Origin of the sequence: Sphingomonas hankookensis, from assembly GCF_028551275.1 — a bacterium.
GTDB classification, from domain to species: domain Bacteria; phylum Pseudomonadota; class Alphaproteobacteria; order Sphingomonadales; family Sphingomonadaceae; genus Sphingomonas; species Sphingomonas hankookensis_A.
This window is the reverse complement of record NZ_CP117025.1, coordinates 402,952-420,677: the sequence shown is the minus strand read 5'-3', so window position 1 is coordinate 420,677 and position 17,726 is coordinate 402,952. Positions and strand designations below refer to the sequence as shown.

Here is a 17,726-nt window from a genome sequence, read left to right as displayed (position 1 = left end):
CCCGATGATGCGGACTCCGCTTTACTCCCCGTATCCGTCCGCTATTTATCGCTAGACGATAAAGAAGGAATTGCCGTGAAACTGGTCCGGGGTGCGTGGAAGCTGCTGGTCGGGATCAAGGACGGCCTCGTGCTGATCCTGATGCTGTTGTTCTTCGGCGCCCTGTTCGCGGCCCTGTCGGCCAAGCCCAATACCCGCATCACCGACGGCGCGCTGGTCCTCGACCTCGCCGGGTCGATCGTCGAGCAGCCGGCGGAGGCCGATCCGGTCGCGCTGCTGAGCGGCCAGCCGGCAGCGCAGGAGCTGCGCCTGCGCGACGTGGTCCGCGCGCTCGACGCCGCGCGCACCGATTCGCGGGTCAAGGCGGTCGTGCTCGACATGGACAGGTTCACCGGCGGCTATCCGGCGGCACTGGCCGAGGTCGGCGATGCCGTTGCCCGCGTCCGCGCGAGCAACAAGCCGGTGCTGGCCTATGCCACGCTCTACACCGACGGTGCCTATCGCATCGCGTCGAACGCCAGCGAAGTGTGGGAAAATCCGTTCGGCGGCACGATGTTTCGCGGTCCCGGCGGGGCGCAGCTCTATTACAAGGGGCTGATCGACAAGCTGGGCGTCAACGCCCATGTATATCGCGTCGGCCAGTTCAAGTCGGCGGTCGAACCCTTCACCCGCGCCGACCAGTCCGAACCGGCCCGCGCCGCCAACCAGGCGCTGTACGGCGCGATCTTCGACCAGTGGCGCGCGGCGGTGCAGAAGGCCCGGCCCAAGGCGCAGCTCGACGCCTTCCTCACCCGCCCCGATGCGGTGATCCAGGCGGCGGGCGGCGACATCGCCCAGGCCAATCTGCGCGGCGGCATCGTCGACAAGCTGGGCGACCGTCTCGCCTTCGGCAAGCGCGTCGCCGAACTGGCGGGCGAGGACAAGGGCAAGGCGGCGGGCAGCTTCCGCACGATCAAATATGCCAGCTGGCTGGCGGCGAACCCCGCGCCGACCTCGGGCGATGCGATCGGCGTCATCACCGTCGCCGGCACGATCGTCGATGGCGAGGCGAAGCCCGGCACGGCGGGCGGCGACACCATCGCCAAGCTGCTGCTCGACGGCCTCGCTACCAAGAACCTCAAGGCGCTGGTCGTCCGCGTCGATTCGCCGGGCGGCTCGGTGCTGGCCTCCGAACGCATCCGCCAGGCGATCCTGCAGGCCAAGGCGGCGAAGTTGCCGGTCGTGGTGTCGATGGGTGGCCTCGCCGCGTCGGGCGGCTATTGGGTGTCGACCCCGGGCGACGTGATCTTCGCCGAACCCAACACCATCACCGGGTCGATCGGCGTGTTCGGCGTCATCCCCACCTTCGAGAACACGCTGTCCAAGATCGGCGTCACCGCCGACGGCGTCGGCACTACGCCCTTGAGCGGCCAGCCCGACGTGCTGCGCGGCACCAATCCGGCGTTCGACACGATCATGCAGAGCGGGGTCGAGCATATCTATGCCCGCTTCACCGGGATGGTCGCCCAGTCGCGCGGGCTGCCCCAGGCACGCGTCGATCAGATCGGGCAGGGCCGGGTGTGGGACGGTGGCACCGCGCGTCAGCTGAAGCTGGTCGACCGGTTCGGCAACCTGACCGATGCCGTCGGCGAAGCCGCCCGCCGCGCCGGGCTCGATCCGGCCAAGGTGCAGACCGTCTATCTCGAAAAGGAACCCTCGCCGCTGGAAAAGGCGCTGAAGGGCTTTGCCGACCGTCAGCGCGGCGACGCGCCGGACCAGGCGGCGACCGACCTGCTCGGCCGCGTCGCGATCGAACAGCGCAGCGTCCTGGCGCAGGCGCTGGGCGACGCGCGGCGGATGCTGACCGCGCCGGCGGGGGTGCAGGCGCGCTGCCTCGAATGCGGCGGGCTGGGGCCGGTCCGGGCATCGGCGGAGGATGCCTCGCTGTTCGACCTGATCGTCGCGCGGTGGTTCGCATGATCGCGATCCGCCCCGCCCGCAGCGAGGACGCCGCCGCCATCGCCGCGATCTATGCCCCCTATGTGCTGGGCGGCACCGTCTCGTTCGAGACCGAGGCCCCCGACGCCCGCGCGATCCGCCACCGGATGGCGGCCAGCGATGGCTTCTACCCCTGGATGGTCGCGACGACGGGGGAGGCGGATGGCGACGCGGTGCTCGGCTATGCCTATGCCACCCGCTTCCGCGACCGCCCGGCGTACCGCTATGTCGTCGAAACCTCGATCTACATGGCCGGCGGCGCGCAACAGAAGGGGACAGGGCGGCTGCTCTACGAAGCGCTGGTCGACACGCTCAGGGCGCAGGGCTTTACCCAGGCGATCGGCGTGCTGTCGCTGCCCAACGACGCCTCGATCACGCTGCACGAAGCGGTCGGCTTCCGCCGCGCCGGGGTGTATCGCGAGATCGGCTTCAAGCAGGGGCGCTGGATCGATGTCGGCTTCTGGCAATGCCAGCTGAACGACAGCGCGGTGCCGCCAAGGGAGCCCAAGCCGTTCAGTGAGACGGGGGTGGTGCGGGGCTGACCCCGCCTCCTACCTCCCCGTTCGGTTCGAGCAGCTTCGAGCTTGTCGAGAAGAGGGTTGGGTGAACCATGCCCCGCATGGTTCAGGATTGTCCGGGGGACAATCCGACCCAACCCTCGTCGAGAACGCCTCTCTTGGGGCAACCCCCTTCTCGACTACGGTTCTCGACAGGCTCGAACCTACGCTCGAAGCAAACGGGTAAGAGGTCAGGGCCGGAGAGTATCCTATCGGCATGGCTTCACACCCCAACCGTTCGTGCTGAGTAGGGACTGAGCTTGTCGAAGGCCCGTATCGAAGCACTTGGGGCCAGTCCTTCGATACGCCGCTTCGACAAGCTCAGCGGCTACTCAGGACGAACGGCGGGGGCAGGATGGGCCGGGCAACCCTACCGTTTCCCCCGATACGCCGGCAGCGCGATCCGGAACCGGATCGCCGCCCCGCGCAACGCGAACCCCGCCGCCGCCGCCGGCAGCGCCGCGACGAACGGCGGCAGCCCGCAGCCCACCAGCACGACATGCAGCCCCGCCGCCAGCGCCGCCGCCGTCACATACAGCTCCGGCCGCATCAGGATCGACGGCACGCCCGCCAGAACGTCGCGCAATATGCCGCCGACGCACGCGGTCAGCACGCCCATCATCCCCGCCTGCAGGGGCGGCACGCCATAGCTCAGCGCCTTGGCCGCGCCGAACACACCATAGGCCGCGAGGCCCGCGGCATCGAGCCAGTCGAGCGCCTTGTCGTGCCACCAATGTTCGGGGGTGAACCACACCAGCAGCGCCATCCCGACACAGATCGCCGCGACCGGCGACCCGTGCACCCAGAATACCGGCGCGCCGATCAGCAGGTCGCGCACCGTCCCCCCGCCGACCCCGGTGATGAGCGCAAAGAAGGCGGCGGTGACGAAGGTCTGCGCCGCGCGCGTCGCCGCCAGCGCGCCCGACGCGGCGAACACCGCGATGCCGATCATGTCGAGCGCGCCGAGCATCTGCCCCAGCGCCTGCGGAGAGGGAACCATCCCGCCTCGCTATCGTACCTGCAGGGTCTGATCCAGTGATGCCGGGTCGAGGCGGTGGCCGCCCCCATTCCCACCCGGAAAGGATCGGGTGCGGGTGTCGGAGCGGCCGGCGCCGCGTCCACGCCGGCGGATCGGGCGACGGGGGCATTGCCCCGCCCCCCGCCGATCGGGCAATAGGAGCATCATGCGTCGTCTGACCCCCGCCGCCACCCTCGTCACCATGCTGCTCGCCGCGCTGGCCGGCATTGTCGATGCGCTGGCTTTCAGCGGCCTCGGCGGCTTCTTCGCCTCGTTCATGTCGGGCAACTCGACCCGCTTCGGCGTCGGCCTCGCCCATGGCTGGAACGGCGCCGCCGCGACCGCTGCCGCGCTGGTGCTGTCGTTCGTCGCCGGCGCGATGTTCGGCACCATCGCCGGCGCGGCGGCGAGCGAGCGGCTGGGGCCTGCGCGTCGGGCGGAGGCGGTGATGGGGCTCGTCACCATCCTGCTGGCGCTGGGCGCGGCCCTCGCAACCTTTGCGCCGCTGACCCTCGCCATGCTGCTGCTCGCCGCCGCGATGGGCGCGCAGAATGGCGTCGTCGCGCCCGATGGCGAGGTCCGCGTCGGGCTGACCTACATGACCGGCACGCTGGTCCGCATCGGCCAGCGCCTCGCCCGCCGCCTGATGGGTGACCGTACCGCACCGGGCCCGCGCCGCGACCTGCTGCTGTGGCTCGGCTTCGTTGCCGGGGTGGCGATCGGCGGGGTTGGCTGGAACTGGCTGGGCCTGGCGGCGCTCTGGGTCGTCGCGGCACTGGCCGCCGCCCTCACCATGCTGGTCGCGCGGGTCGATTGGGAGTGAGGTCGGCCACCGGCCTAACCCCACCGTCACCCCGGGCTTGACCCGGGGTCCCGCTTCTTCTTCTACGACGGTCGGCTAACAAGCGGGACCCCGGATCAAGTCCGGGGTGACGGTAAGGGCGGGGTGTCGTTGTCCGACTCGCCCTCCACCCGCCGAACCTCCTCCACCGGCAGCAACGCCCGCACTTCGCCCACGAAGCGCACCACCGAAATCGGCTTGGTCACATAGGCGTTCGCGCCCGCGGTCCGCACCCGGTCCTCGTCGTCGCGCCCCGAATAGGCGGTGACCGCCATGATCGGCACGGTGCGTAAGCGCGCATCGGCCTTCAGCATCTGGATCAGCTCCAGCCCCGTCATGTGCGGCAACTGGATGTCGGTGATGATCAGGTCCGGCAGGAACGCCCGTGCCTTCGCCACCGCCTCGCGCCCGTCGCGGACCGGTTCGGTTTCGAAGCCATGCGCGCGCAACAGGTCGCAGAACAGCTTCAGGTTCAGTTCGTTGTCCTCGACAACGAGTACCCTTTTTGCCACGCGCATCACATCCCGTTGGAAGTTCGAAAGGCTGTCTAGGCGATGCGCAGGCCGGAAACAAATGAAGACGCGGCGACCCTGGGCCTCAACGCGCTGGTGTGGGTGATCGGCGACGATAGCCGGCGCGACCGGTTCCTCGCGCTGACCGGCATCGACCCTGCCGAGCTGCGCGCGCGGGCGGGCGACCCCGGCTTCCTCGCGCAACTGCTCAGCCATCTCGAAAGTTACGAACCCGACCTCATCGCCTGTGCCGAGGCGCTGGCCGTGCCCCCGACCGCCCTGGTCCGGGCGCGCGCCGAACTGGAGACCGCATGAAACCCCTGCTCATCACCGATTGCGACGAAGTCCTGCTGCACATGGTCCGCCATTTCGGGACCTGGCTGGGCGAGGAACATGCGATCGCGTTCGACATGGCCGGGGGCGATTTCGCGACGTCGATGACCCGCGCCGACGGCACCGTGCTCGACCGCGCGGAGATGTGGAGCTATCTCGACGGCTTCTTTCCCGGCCAGATGGCGCGCCAGACCCTCGTCCCCCATGCCCGCGAGGCACTGGCGGCGCTGGCGACCCAGGCCGATATCGTGGTCCTGACCAACCTGCAGGACCATTGCCGCACCCACCGTATCGACCAGCTGGCCGAGCACGGCATCGTCCACCGCGTCGAATGCAACCAGGGGGGCAAGGGGCCGCCGGTCGCCCGGCTGCTGGCCGAATACGACCCCAGCGTCGCGGTGTTCGTCGACGACCTGGCGGTGCATCATCAGTCGGTAGCCGACACCGCGCCGCAGGTGTACCGGCTGCACATGGTGTCCGAACCCGACCTCGCCATCCATGTGCCCCCCGCCCCCGCCGCCCATGCCCGCATCGACGACTGGGTCGAGGCGCAGGCATGGATCGAGGCCCGCTTCGCCACGGGACGGCCCGCGCAGGCTTGACCCCATCCGCTATCCACGAAAGGAACGCTCCATGGCTTATGATATCCCCGCAAAGCTGGCCGAACGCGGCCTGTCGCTCCCCGCCGCCGCCGCCCCCGTCGCGGCCTATGTCCCCGCGGTAGAGGCCGGCGGCCTGCTCCACCTGTCGGGCCAGCTGCCCTTCGAGGACGGCAACCTGATGACCGGCCGCGCCGGCGAGGACCGCGACCTCGCCTATGCCACCAGCGCCGCGCAGAAATGCGCGCTGATGATCCTCGCCCAGGCCGAAAAGGCACTGGGCAGCCTCGACCGGATCGAGCGCGTCGTGAAGCTCGGCGTGTTCGTCAACTCGGCCGGCAGTTTCACCGACCAGCCCAAGGTCGCCAATGGCGCATCGGAACTGATGGTCGAGCTGTTCGGCGATGCCGGCCGCCACGCCCGCAGCGCGGTCGGCGTGCCGGTCCTGCCGCTCGGCGCCGTCGTGGAGATCGACGCGATCCTCGCCATCCGCGCCTGATCCTGCCGGATACGTCATCCCAGCCAAGGCTGGGATCTCCCGGTAATGAAGCCCGCGCCTAGCCGCAGGAGACCCCAGCGTCCGCTGGGGTGACGTCGTCCAGGAGGTCCAGCCAAGCACACCCGTTGTTGCGCCCCTGCAACAGCGGGTGTGTCGTATCCGTACCCTACGCAATTTCCATTGTGCGGCGCGGCACGCTTCGACATATTCGGTCGCAGAGGGTCAGACCGCCCGGGCCAGCAGGTCCACCGAATCGCGGCGACCTTCGAACGCAGGAGAATCACCACGGAACCTAGAAAGGGTTTACGATGCGATTCTCGACCTTCCTCCTGGCCGCGATCCTCGCCGCCACCACCGCCATGCCCGCCTTTGCGCAGGACACCGCCCCGCCCGAACCGATCACCATCAGCGGCAGCGCGACCGTCGCGTCCGACTATCGCTTCCGCGGCGTGTCGCAGACCGACAAGAATGTCGCGGTCCAGGGCGGCATCACCGTCGCCCATGAAAGCGGCGTCTATATCGGTACCTGGGGTTCGAACCTCGCCGGCTGGGGCACGTTCGGCGGCGCCAATCTCGAACTCGACCTGATCGCCGGCTACAAGCACAGCTTCGGCGACGCGACCGTCGATGCCGGCGTCACCTGGTACACCTATCCGGGCGGCTTCGACGAAACCGACGTCGTCGAATTCTATGGCAAGGTCTCGGGCACCGCCGGCCCGGCCACGCTGACCGCCGGCGTGTTCTATGCGCCCAAGCAGACCTCGCTCAGCTACGTCACCGCCTCGGCCACCCCGCTGATCCCGGGCGACGGGCGCAAGGAAGACAATATCTACCTGTCGGGCGACGCCGCCGCCGGCGTGCCGAACACGCCCGTCACACTCAAGGCGCATATCGGCTATTCGGACGGCAATCCCGGCCTCGGCCCCAACGGCACCAGCATGGCGCCGACCGGCAAATACTGGGACTGGCTGCTCGGTGCCGACTTCGCCTACAAGAACCTGACGCTGGGCGTCGCCTATGTCGACACCGACCTGTCGAACAGCGAAGTCGCCTATCTCCAGCCGAACTTCAGCAAGACCACCAACGGCAGCCCGATCGGCGCCAGCACGGTGGTGGTGTCGCTGACCGCGGCGTTCTGAAGGGACGAAGAAACGTAAACCCCGTTCGTGCTGAGTAGGGGCTGAGCGCAGTCGAAGACCCGTATCGAAGCACCCGCCTCAGGCAATCCTTCGATACGCCATTTCGACTTCGCTCAATGGCTACTCAGGGCAAACGCAAAGAGCTTTAACCAAACCAAATCCCATTCGGTTCGAGCAGCTTCGAGCTTGTCGAGAAGCGTCGGTCGAGAACACCCCGTTTGGGGACACCGCCTTCTCGACTATGGTTCTCGACAGGCTCGAACCTGCGCTCGAAGCAAACGAAGGGGGGCGGGGAGCAGGTAGGGCAAAAGAAAGGCCGGTCACCCCGTGGGGCAACCGGCCTTTCCCAAACCCGAAACCAAACCCCTTACGGCGTGGTCGTCCGCGCCGTCTGCCCGTCACCCGCCGGCGCCGCGATGATGTCGCGGGTCGTCGAACCCTTGTCGACGACGTTCGTCCCCGGATCGGCCACGCCCGAGCGGATCCCCGCATCGGCCGCACCGGCACCGCCGGCCTGTTCCAGCGTCAGCCGCTCGGTCGCGCTACGCTGCGCCGGGCCGCCGAACAGCGCCTGCATCGCCTGGGTCGAGGCGGCGGTGTCCTGCGGACGCGGTGCGCCCGGCTGCGGCGGCACCAGCGCATAATCGGGCGGGATCACCAGCGGCGCCTGGCGCGCGACGGCGAATTCGTCGGGGCGCTGGCGGTTCAGGGCATTGCCCTGACACCCGGCAAGGATCAGGCCGAGGCTGCTGATGACGACAAACTTACGCATTGGCCTTCTCCACAGGAACATCGTGCTTCGGCTTCGGCGTGAACAGCGCGCGGACGAGCAGGATCACGACACCGATCGAAATCGCCGCATCGGCGATGTTGAATACCAGAAACGGGCTGTAGCCGAAAACATGGAAGTCGGCATAGTCGACGACATAGCCGAAACGGACCCGGTCGATGATGTTGCCCAGCGCCCCGCCCAGCACCAGCCCCAGGCCGATCAGCTCGGGCTTCTGCGTCTCGCGCCGGATCCATACCGCCACGCCGGTGGCGATGATCGCGGTCATCGCGACCAGTGCCCAGCGCGCGAATTCGCTGCCGGCCTGCAATAACCCCAGCGACACGCCGAAATTCTGGACGAAGCGCAGCGTGAAGAAGGGCAACAGGTTCAGTTCCGCTCCCGGATAATCGATCCCCATCGGACCAGTGACCCAGTATTTGACGAACTGGTCGACGATCAGCACCAGCAGCGCGATCCCCACCGACATCTTGCGCAGGCTCATGCCACCACCTCCGCACAGCGACCGCACAGGTCGCCATCGACTGCCACATCGGGCAGGTGCCGCCAGCAGCGCCCGCACTTGGCCTCCTCCGTCCGCGCTACCGTGATCGGCCCATCGGCTTGGCGCACCTTCGCGACGATGAACAGCTCGGCCAGCTCGTCCGCCGGCAGCGGCAGCGACGGCACCGTCACTTCGGCCTCCAGACTCGACCGCACCGTCTTCGCGCGGCGCAGCGGCTCGATCGCCTCGGTTACCTGCTGGCGCAGCACGCGCACCTCGGCCCATGCCGTGCCCAGCGGCTGGTCGGCGGGCAGCTGCGGCAGTTCGGGCCATTCGAGCAGATGGACCGACCCGTCCTCGCTGGCAAAACGCGCCTGCCACACCTCTTCCGCCGTGAACGCCAGGATCGGCGCGGCATAGCGGACCAGCGCGTGGAACAGCACGTCCAGCACGGTGCGATATGCCCGCCGCCGCACATCTTCGCTCGCGTCGCAGTACAGCGAATCCTTGCGGATATCGAAGAAGAACGCCGACAGGTCCTCGTTGGCGAAATCGGTCAGCGCGCGGGCATAGCGGTTGAACTCAAACGCTTCCGCTGCCGCGCGCAGCTCGGTATCCAGCTCGCCCAGCAAGTGCAGGACATAGCGCTCCAGCCCCGGCATCTCGGCCACCCGCACCCGCTCGTCCTCGCTGAAGCCGTCCAGCGCGCCCAGCAGATAGCGGAAGGTGTTGCGCAGCTTGCGATAGGTATCGCCCGTGCCGGCCAGCACTTCCTTGCCGATCCGCACATCCTCGAAATAATCGGTCTGCGCGACCCACAGGCGGAGGATGTCCGCGCCGGATTCGCCGATCACCTTCAACGGATCGACGACATTGCCGAGCGACTTCGACATCTTGCGCCCGTTGCCGTCCAGCGCGAAGCCATGCGTCAGCACCGCATCATAGGGTGCCTGCCCCCGCGTCCCGCAGCTTTCGAGCAGCGACGACTGAAACCAGCCGCGATGCTGGTCCGACCCTTCGAGATACAGGTTCGCGCGGGTGCCTGCCCCGAAGCGCTTCTCGATGGTGAAGACATGGGTGCAGCCCGAATCGAACCACACGTCGAGAATGTCGGTCACGACCTCATAATCGGCGAGGGCGTAGTCCGCCCCCAGCAGCGCCTGATGATCCGCCGCATACCACGCATCGGCCCCGCCCTCGCGGAAGGCGGTCAGAATGCGTTCGTTGACGGCGGGGTCGCGCAGATAGTCGCCGGTCGCCCGGTTGACGTACAGCGCGATCGGCACACCCCAGGCGCGCTGGCGGCTGATGACCCAGTCGGGCCGCCCCGACACCATCGCCCCGATCCGGTTGCGCCCCTTCTCCGGCACGAACCGCGTGCGTTCGATCGCATCGAGCGCGATTTCGCGCAGAGTCGCGCCGTTACCCTCCCTCTCCCCTTCAGGGGAGAGGGTCGGGGAGAGGGGACTGCCGTCGAGATGGGTCACCGAGAGCAACGGATCACCCGACACCCCCTCTCCCAACCCTCTCCCCTGAAGGGGAGAGGGCTTAGAAGAACGGTCCATCGGAATGAACCACTGCGGTGTCGCCCGGAAAATCACCTTCGCCTTCGACCGCCAGCTATGCGGATAGCTGTGCGCAAAGTCGTCCGACGCCGCCAGCAGCGCGCCCGCTTCGCGCAGGTCGCGACAGATCGGCCCTTCCTCCAGCTTGCCGCCACGCCCGGCGGCAACGAATTTCGGGTTGATGACGCTGCCTTCGCCGCCCAGCCACGCCCAGTCGTCGCGGTAGCGGCCATCGCCCTGCACCGCGAACACCGGTTCGATGCCGTTCGCCTTGCACAGCTCGAAATCGTCCTCGCCATGATCGGGGGCCATATGGACGAGGCCCGTACCGGCATCGGTCGTCACGAAGTCGCCGGCCAGCAGCGGACGCGGCTTGGCGAAGAATCCGCCGCGTGCGTGCATCGGGTGGCGCGCGGTAGCGCCGGCGAGGTCGAAGCCCTTGATGACTCCTTCAACTTCTACCTTGGCGACATACTCTCCTGCGAACATGCCTTGCTGGCCAGCATTTGCGCGCGAGTAAAACTGCGGCCAGAGCTGTGTCGCCGTGAGGACACGCTTAACGTCACCGTTCTGCAACGTTACTCGAGCGATTCCGTACTCGATCTCCGGCCCATAAGCCAAAGCCTGATTGACCGGGATCGTCCACGGAGTCGTCGTCCAGATCACCGCATGGGCACCGACCAGTTCCGGCGCATTCGGCGCGTCGACAATCTCGAACGCCACGTCGATCTGCGTCGACACGACATCCTCATATTCGACCTCGGCCTCGGCCAGTGCGGTCTTTTCGACCGGCGACCACATCACCGGCTTGGCCCCGCGATACAGCTGGCCGGACATGGCGAACTTCAGCAACTCCTCGGCGATGGTCGCCTCGGCGTCGAACTTCATGGTGAGGTACGGGTCTTCCCAGTCGCCGAGGATGCCGAGCCGCTGGAACTGGCCCTTCTGCACCTCGACCCATTTGGCGGCATAGGCGCGGCATTCGGCGCGGAACTCGGCCGGGGGGACCTCGTCCTTGTTGCGCTTCTTGGCGCGATACGCCTCCTCGATCTTCCATTCGATCGGCAGGCCGTGACAGTCCCACCCCGGAATATACGGCGCATCCTTGCCCATCAGCGACTGGGTGCGGACGACGATGTCCTTCAGCACCTTGTTCATCGCATGGCCCATATGGATGTCGCCATTGGCGTAGGGCGGGCCGTCGTGCAGCAGGAAACGCTCGCGGCCCTGCCGCTCGGCGCGCAGCCGCTCATACAGCCCCATCCTGGCCCAGCGATCGAGGATCGCGGGTTCCTTGGCGGCCAGGCCGGCCTTCATCGGGAAGTCGGTCTTCGGCAGGAAGACGGTGTCGCGCCAGTCGCGCGTGGGTTCGCTGGTGTCGGTCATAGGATTGCGCCAGCGATTAGCCGATGCGCGGCCCCACGCAAACCGCTTTCCTACAAGGGCGCATCAGGTCAGGATCGCGGCGCTCTTTGCATCGTCGATATCCCTGCTCCGCGAGGGCAGAATGGTTCACGCGAAGGCGCGAAGACGCGGAGGATGTCCCACCTGCGGCCCCCCGCCCACGATCGGGAGACACCAACCCCGCTGCAACCGCAGGACAAGGCCGCTGGCGCGGATGCGCTCGCCCGGACCGCAACCCCTCCGCGCCTCCGCGCCTCCGCGCCTCCGCGCCTCCGCGTGAACCGATTTCTTCTTCACGCCACCAGCGTCAACTTCCGCGCCCGGAACGGCCCTGCGCAACCCTTCAACCCATTGAAAACAAACGAACCAGCCGCCCATCCAAAAACGAACGTACCGCAACCTTCGCCAACTTCCGAAGCTACCCCAGCACCGTCCGAGCACGGTCACAATCCGCCGCCATCTGCACCTTGAGCGCATCGAGCGACTCGAACTTTTCCTCGCCGCGCAGATAGTCGATCAGCGCGACCTCGATGGTCTGCCCGTACAGATCGCCTGCAAAATCAAAGAAATACGGCTCCAGCAGCTCGACCGGTTCGCCCGCGATCGTCGGACGAATGCCCAGATTGGCCGCGCCATTGAGCACCCGCCCGTCCGCCAACCGCCCGGTCACCGCATAGATGCCGTAAGCGGGGCGCAGATAGCCGCCCATCGACAAGTTGGCAGTCGGATAACCCAGCTGCCGCCCGAGCTTCGCGCCATGTTCCACCACGCCCTCGACCGCGAACGGGCGGGTCATCAGCGCCGTCGCCTCGCGCGGACGCCCCTCGCGCAGCGCATCGCGAATGCGCGACGACGACACCACCGCCTGTCCGTCGCCGACCGGCGCGACCGTCTCGGCCGAAAAGCCATGCGCCTCGCCCAGCGCCCTCAGCGTCGTCACATCGCCGCCGCGCGCCTTGCCGAAGGTGAAGTCGGTGCCGGTCACCACCCCGCCGACGCCCAGCATCCCGACCAGCCGCTCGGCCGCGAACGCCTGCGCCGACAGCCCGGCCAGCGCCGCGTCGAAGGTGAACACCAGCATCGCATCGGCCCCGGCCTGCGCGAACAGCCGCTCGCGCTGGTCGAGGCTGGTGAGCCGGAGCGGCCGCAGCCCCGGCTGGAAATAGCGGCGCGGATGCGGGTCGAACGTCGCGACGATCGCCGGCCGGCCTTCGGCGCGCGCCCGTTCGACCGCGCGCCCGACCACCGCCTGGTGCCCGGCATGGAATCCATCGAAATTGCCCAGCGCGACGATGCCCCCGCGCAACGACGCGGGAACCGCCGCGCCACCGTCCAGACGCTGCATCGCCGCCCCTTAGCGGGCGGGCGCTGCCGGCGAAAGGGGCTGCATCCCGGCGCGCAGCACGAGGATGGCGTTGCCGCCCATCACCTTGTCCAGTTCGTCCTGCCGCAACCCGGCATCGCGCAGCGCCTCGGCGACCAGCGCGACCCATGCGGTATCGAACGCGGTCGTCACCGCGCCGTCGAAGTCGGACCCGAGCGCCACATGATCGATCCCGGCCACGTCGCGGACATGGACGATGGCCTTCGCGATCGCCTTGGGATCGGTCGAACACACCGCGCCCGCCCAATATCCGATGCCGACCACCCCGCCGGTCCGGGCGATGCCGCGCACCTCGTCATCGGTCAGGTTGCGGTTGACTCGGCACGTCGCCTGCACCCCGCCATGGCTGGAGACAATCGGCCGCCTTGCGACCTTCAGTACGTCGGCGATGCCGGCATGGCTCAGATGCGCGACATCGACGATCATGCCCCTGTCCTCCATCCGCGCGACCACCTGTCGCCCGAACGGGGTCAGGCCGCCCTTGGCCCGGCCATGCATCGACCCGGCAATCTCATTGTCGAAGAAATGGGTCAGGCCGGCCATGCGGAACCCGCTGCGATACAGCCGGTCGAGATTGGCCAGGCTCCCCTCCAGCCCGTTCAGCCCCTCGATCGACAGCAGCGCACCGGTCGGTTTGACGCAGGGGAAATCGGGCGCAGCATGATGCGGGCAAGGCCGCGTATTCGCCCGCGCGACCAGCAATGCGTCCAGCTCGCGCGGGCTGGTGATGAGCCGCAATTCCCCGTTCGATGCCCGCGCCGCGCGGCGCAGCTTCGTCGCGTGCCACAGCGACCGGTTGAGCAGCGATCCCCAGGTCCGGACCGGCTGCAACTGTGCGATCACCAGCGGGGTGATATTGTCGCTGTCGTCGCCGTTCGAGTCGTAATTCTGCCCGCGTGGCGTCTTGGTTACCGACGAAAAGACCTGCAGCGCGACATTGCCCCGCTGCAACCGTGGCAGGTCGACCTGACCCCGCGTGCCGAGCGTCAACAGGTCGCGCGACCACAGCAGCGTGTCGGCATGCAAATCCACGATCGGGTCGGCGAAAACCGGTTCGGGGGTCGGCTTGGCCAGTTCCCGGGCGAGCGCGTCCGGATCGATATCGGCGCCCATGCGCTGCTCGATCGCCGGCGTCGGCTCGACCTTGTTCATCGACCGCTCGACGATGCCGGGCGCCAACGCAAAGAAGCCGGCGGCCAGAATCGCCAGCAATGCCACGCCCCACCAGATCGCCCTGCGCATCCGCTCCGTTCCCCCACGCGCCGTTGCCCGGCGCTGCCGCCCCTTACGCGGTCGTGGGCTGACGGAGCAATGTGACGAAGCTGTACCCCGGACGTTCTCCCTCGGCACTGTGGTCCTCGCGCCACGCCTCGACCCAGCCGGTAAAGGGCGGGACGAACGCATCGCCCGCCGGGGTCGCATGGACCTCGGTCAGCTCGACCCGCTCGATCCGCGACAGGAGCAGGGCGAAAATTTCCGCCCCGCCGATGACTGCGGCTTGCCCACCGGCCAGCGCCAGCGCGGCCTCCGGATCATGCACCACCTCCGCCCCGTCCGACCGCCAGTCGCGGTCGCGGGTCAGCACGATATGGCGCCGGCCGGGCAGGGGGGAGCAAAAACTCTCGAACGTCTTGCGCCCCATCACCATCGCCCGGCCCATGGTCAGCGCCCTGAACCGCTTGAGGTCGGCGGGCAGGTGCCATGGCAGCTGCCCATCGACCCCGATCACGCCATTGTCGGCCCGCGCGAGGATCGCGTCGATCATATCGCCACCGCCGCCTTGATATGCGGCTGGGCGACATAGTCATGCAGCACGAAATCTTCGAGCGCATAGCCGTCGATCGCCTCGGGCTTCCGCACGATCTCCAGCCGGGGCAGGGGGCCGGGGGTGCGCGACAGCTGCTCGCGGGCCTGATCGAGGTGATTCTCGTACAAATGGCAGTCGCCGCCGGTCCAGATGAACTCGCCGACCGCCAAATCGCATTGCTGCGCCAGCATATGCGTCAGCAGCGCATAGCTCGCGATATTGAACGGCACGCCCAGAAAGATATCGGCGCTGCGCTGGTACAGCTGCAACGACAATTTCCCGTTCGCGACGTATGTCTGGAACAGGCAATGGCAGGGCGACAGCGCCATGGCGTGCAGCTCGCCCGGATTCCACGCGGTCACGATCTGTCGCCTAGAGGCCGGGTTGGTGCGGATGGTGTGGATCAGCTCGGCGATCTGGTCGATATGCCGCCCGTCCGCCGCCACCCAGTCGCGCCACTGCTTGCCGTACACCGGGCCGAGGTCGCCGTTCGCATCGGCCCATTCGTCCCAGATGCTGACCCGCTGCTCCTGCAACCAGCGCACATTGGTATCCCCGCGCAGGAACCACAACAGCTCGATGATGATCGAGCGCAGATGCAGCTTCTTGGTGGTCAGCACCGGAAAGCCGGCCGACAGGTCGAAGCGCATCTGGTGCCCGAACACCGACCTTGTGCCGACTCCGGTGCGGTCGTCGGTCGGTACGCCATCGTTCAGGGCGCGCTGCATCAGATCGAGATAAGGGGTCATGGGGGCGTCTTAGGCTGCGGGTTGTGGGCTGGGAAGAAGGAAGAGGTTCGCGCGGAGACGCGGAGCCGCGGAGGGGGTGCCGTCGCGCGTCAGCGCTTTCCGTTCCTCCGCCGTCAACTGGGATAAGGCCGCTGGCGCGGGTAACGGGCCAGCGTGCGAAACCCCTCCGCGTCTCCGCGTCTCCGCGCCTCCGCGTGAACCCCTCCCTTCTTCTTCCCGGGCACCGGAAACCAAAAAAAGGGCCGATGCGTCACCGCACCGGCCCAGGGGTTTTTCCGCAGGAGGAAACTGTGGTTCCGGGCGGCAGGGGACTAGGCCGCCGCCCGGTAGGGAAACTCAGTAATTGTAGGCGCGCTCGCCATGTTCGCCGAGGTCGAGGCCTTCCAGCTCGACTTCCTTCGACACCCGGCCACCGGTCAGCGCCTTGGCGACGAACCATGCGATCGTCGTGCCGACCGATGCCCACACGATGGTGACCAGCACCGCGAATATCTGCACGCCGAGCTTGGCGCCCATGTCGTAGTCGGCCGCACCCGGACCGCCCAGCGACGGGGCATAGACGACCGCCGTACCGATCGCGCCGATGATGCCGCCGACGCCATGGATGCCGAACGCGTCGAGCGAGTCGTCATAGCCGAGCTTGGGCTTCACGACGGTCACTGCGAAGAAGCACACGACCGAGGCGACGGCGCCCAGCACGATCGCGCCGAACGGACCCGAATTGCCCGCCGCCGGCGTCACCGCGACGAGGCCGGCGATGATGCCCGAGCAGAAGCCCAGCGCCGAACCCTTATGCCCCGAGAACTTCTCGGCCAGCATCCAGAACAGCCCTGCCGAAGCGGTGGCGACGAAGGTGTTGATCATCGCCAGACCGGCGGTGCCATTGGCTTCCAGCGCCGACCCGGCGTTGAACCCGAACCAGCCCACCCACAGCAGCCCGGTGCCGACCATGGTCAGCGTCAGCGAGTGCGGCGCCATGCGCTCGGTCGGGAAGCCCAGCCGCTTGCCCAGCAGGATGGCGAGGACCAGCGACGACACGCCGGCATTGATGTGCACCACCGTGCCGCCGGCGAAGTCGAGCGCACCCGCCTTGAAGAAATAGCCGCTCGATGCCCACACCATGTGCGCGATCGGGAAATAGGTGATCGTCAGCCAGACGATGGCGAAGACCATCACCGCAGCGAACTTGATCCGCTCGACCACCGACCCCAGCACCAGCGCGATGGTGATCGCGGCGAAGGTCATCTGGAAGCTGATGAAGACATATTCGGGGATTTCGACCCCGGCGGTGAAGGTCGCCGCCTGCGACGCCGAGGTGACGCCCGCCAGGAACGCCTTGCCCGGGCTGGCGATGAAGTTCGCCAGCGTGGCGCTCGACACGTCGGGACCAAAGGCCAGCGAGTAGCCGTACATGACCCAGATCAGCATCGCGAGCGCCGCGACCGCGCCGATCTGCGTCATCACCGACAGCATGTTCTTGGTCCGCGTCAGGCCGCCATAGAATAGCGCGAGGCCCGGCACGATCATCATCAGCACGAGGACCGTCGACACCATCATCCACGCGGTGTCGCCCTTGTTCACGGTCGCGACCGGCGCGGCGGCGGCGGCGGGTGCCTGCAGCGCGGCGTCCTGTGCCCAGGCGGGCAGCGCCGCGAACAGGCCGAGGCCCATGCCGGCGATCAGTTTCTTCGGATGTTGCATGATGCCCCCCATCACAGCGCGGTCAGGTCGGTTTCGCCGGTGCGGATGCGCACCGCCTGTCCGACGTCGAGAACGAAGATCTTGCCGTCGCCGATCGCGCCGGTGTTCGCGGCGGACTGCACCGCCTCGACGACGCGCGCTGCGATCTCGCTGTCGCACACGACCTCGATCTTGATCTTGGGCACCATGTTGGTGCTGTATTCGGCCCCGCGATAGATTTCGGTCTGGCCCTTCTGCCGCCCGAATCCCTTCACCTCGCTCACCGTCATGCCGGCGACGCCGATCTCGGTCAGTGCTTCGCGTACCTCATCCAGCTTGAACGGCTTGATGATGGCGATGACTAATTTCATGTCGCCCCCCGTGTCGC

At 67.6% G+C, this 17,726-nt stretch carries 17 protein-coding genes and 1 pseudogene; 7 read left to right on the top strand and 11 right to left on the bottom strand.

What is annotated here, in order from left to right; all coding sequences use genetic code 11:
• Positions 1-75: 75 nt before the first annotated feature.
• Positions 76-1,959 (top strand): signal peptide peptidase SppA, encoded by a 1,884-nt coding sequence (gene sppA / locus PPZ50_RS02070; protein ID WP_066692366.1) that lies wholly within the window; start codon positions 76-78, stop codon positions 1,957-1,959.
• Positions 1,956-2,519, top strand: a complete 564-nt coding sequence (locus tag PPZ50_RS02065; RefSeq protein ID WP_066692364.1) for a GNAT family N-acetyltransferase — start codon at positions 1,956-1,958, stop codon at positions 2,517-2,519. Before sppA ends, PPZ50_RS02065 begins: the two co-directional genes overlap by 4 nt.
• A gap of 385 nt (positions 2,520-2,904) precedes the next feature.
• Here PPZ50_RS02065 and PPZ50_RS02060 read toward each other — a convergent pair whose 3' ends face one another.
• Positions 2,905-3,534: a trimeric intracellular cation channel family protein gene (locus PPZ50_RS02060; RefSeq protein WP_066692362.1), complete on the bottom strand. Its 630-nt coding sequence runs from the start codon at positions 3,532-3,534 to the stop codon at positions 2,905-2,907.
• Between the two features lie 184 nt (positions 3,535-3,718).
• Between PPZ50_RS02060 and PPZ50_RS02055 the strand changes: the two genes are divergently transcribed.
• Positions 3,719-4,375, top strand: a complete 657-nt coding sequence (locus PPZ50_RS02055) for a YoaK family protein (protein ID WP_066692360.1) — start codon at positions 3,719-3,721, stop codon at positions 4,373-4,375.
• A 170-nt stretch (positions 4,376-4,545) separates the two neighbouring features.
• Here the strand turns inward: PPZ50_RS02055 and PPZ50_RS02050 are convergent.
• Positions 4,546-4,905, bottom strand: a pseudogene (locus PPZ50_RS02050) (response regulator); the annotation flags it as partial.
• Positions 4,906-4,947: 42 nt separating this feature from the next.
• Here PPZ50_RS02050 and PPZ50_RS02045 point away from each other — a divergent pair.
• The 4 genes from PPZ50_RS02045 (at position 4,948) to PPZ50_RS02030 (ending at position 7,475) form a co-directional block, all read left to right on the top strand.
• Complete coding sequence (locus PPZ50_RS02045; RefSeq protein ID WP_066692357.1) at positions 4,948-5,220, top strand: DUF3572 domain-containing protein; 273 nt, start codon at positions 4,948-4,950, stop codon at positions 5,218-5,220.
• A complete protein-coding gene (locus PPZ50_RS02040; RefSeq protein WP_066692354.1) occupies positions 5,217-5,840 on the top strand; it encodes a hypothetical protein in 624 nt (207 codons plus the stop codon). Before PPZ50_RS02045 ends, PPZ50_RS02040 begins: the two co-directional genes overlap by 4 nt.
• A gap of 31 nt (positions 5,841-5,871) precedes the next feature.
• Positions 5,872-6,336, top strand: a complete 465-nt coding sequence (locus tag PPZ50_RS02035) for a RidA family protein (RefSeq protein WP_055998998.1) — start codon at positions 5,872-5,874, stop codon at positions 6,334-6,336.
• Between the two features lie 308 nt (positions 6,337-6,644).
• Positions 6,645-7,475, top strand: coding sequence for a TorF family putative porin (locus PPZ50_RS02030; RefSeq protein WP_066692351.1), 831 nt, complete (start codon positions 6,645-6,647; stop codon positions 7,473-7,475).
• 367 nt (positions 7,476-7,842) lie between these two features.
• On the opposite strand, the gene PPZ50_RS02025 is transcribed toward PPZ50_RS02030, so the two are convergent.
• The 9 genes from PPZ50_RS02025 to PPZ50_RS01985 form a co-directional block, all read right to left on the bottom strand.
• Entirely contained in the window at positions 7,843-8,247 is a 405-nt protein-coding gene (locus tag PPZ50_RS02025; protein ID WP_066692349.1) for a DUF3035 domain-containing protein, read from the bottom strand.
• Entirely contained in the window at positions 8,240-8,749 is a 510-nt protein-coding gene (gene lspA / locus PPZ50_RS02020) for a signal peptidase II (protein WP_066692346.1), read from the bottom strand. The genes PPZ50_RS02025 and lspA overlap by 8 nt, the downstream gene beginning before the upstream one ends.
• The gene (gene ileS, locus PPZ50_RS02015; RefSeq protein WP_126012454.1) at positions 8,746-11,700 is read right to left on the bottom strand and encodes an isoleucine--tRNA ligase; all 2,955 of its coding nucleotides are present in this window, start codon (positions 11,698-11,700) and stop codon (positions 8,746-8,748) included. The genes lspA and ileS overlap by 4 nt, the downstream gene beginning before the upstream one ends.
• Before the next feature lie 436 nt (positions 11,701-12,136).
• Positions 12,137-13,063, bottom strand: coding sequence for a bifunctional riboflavin kinase/FAD synthetase (locus PPZ50_RS02010; protein WP_126012451.1), 927 nt, complete (start codon positions 13,061-13,063; stop codon positions 12,137-12,139).
• 9 nt (positions 13,064-13,072) lie between these two features.
• Positions 13,073-14,344, bottom strand: coding sequence for a dipeptidase (locus PPZ50_RS02005; RefSeq protein ID WP_272815697.1), 1,272 nt, complete (start codon positions 14,342-14,344; stop codon positions 13,073-13,075).
• Positions 14,345-14,387: 43 nt separating this feature from the next.
• Entirely contained in the window at positions 14,388-14,867 is a 480-nt protein-coding gene (locus PPZ50_RS02000; protein ID WP_272815696.1) for a dihydrofolate reductase, read from the bottom strand.
• Positions 14,864-15,658: a thymidylate synthase gene (locus tag PPZ50_RS01995; RefSeq protein WP_066692334.1), complete on the bottom strand. Its 795-nt coding sequence runs from the start codon at positions 15,656-15,658 to the stop codon at positions 14,864-14,866. Before PPZ50_RS01995 ends, PPZ50_RS02000 begins: the two co-directional genes overlap by 4 nt.
• A 336-nt stretch (positions 15,659-15,994) precedes the next feature.
• Positions 15,995-17,359 (bottom strand): ammonium transporter, encoded by a 1,365-nt coding sequence (locus PPZ50_RS01990; protein WP_066692804.1) that lies wholly within the window; start codon positions 17,357-17,359, stop codon positions 15,995-15,997.
• Between the two features lie 11 nt (positions 17,360-17,370).
• Positions 17,371-17,709, bottom strand: a complete 339-nt coding sequence (locus tag PPZ50_RS01985; RefSeq protein ID WP_066692331.1) for a P-II family nitrogen regulator — start codon at positions 17,707-17,709, stop codon at positions 17,371-17,373.
• Positions 17,710-17,726 lie beyond the last annotated feature (17 nt).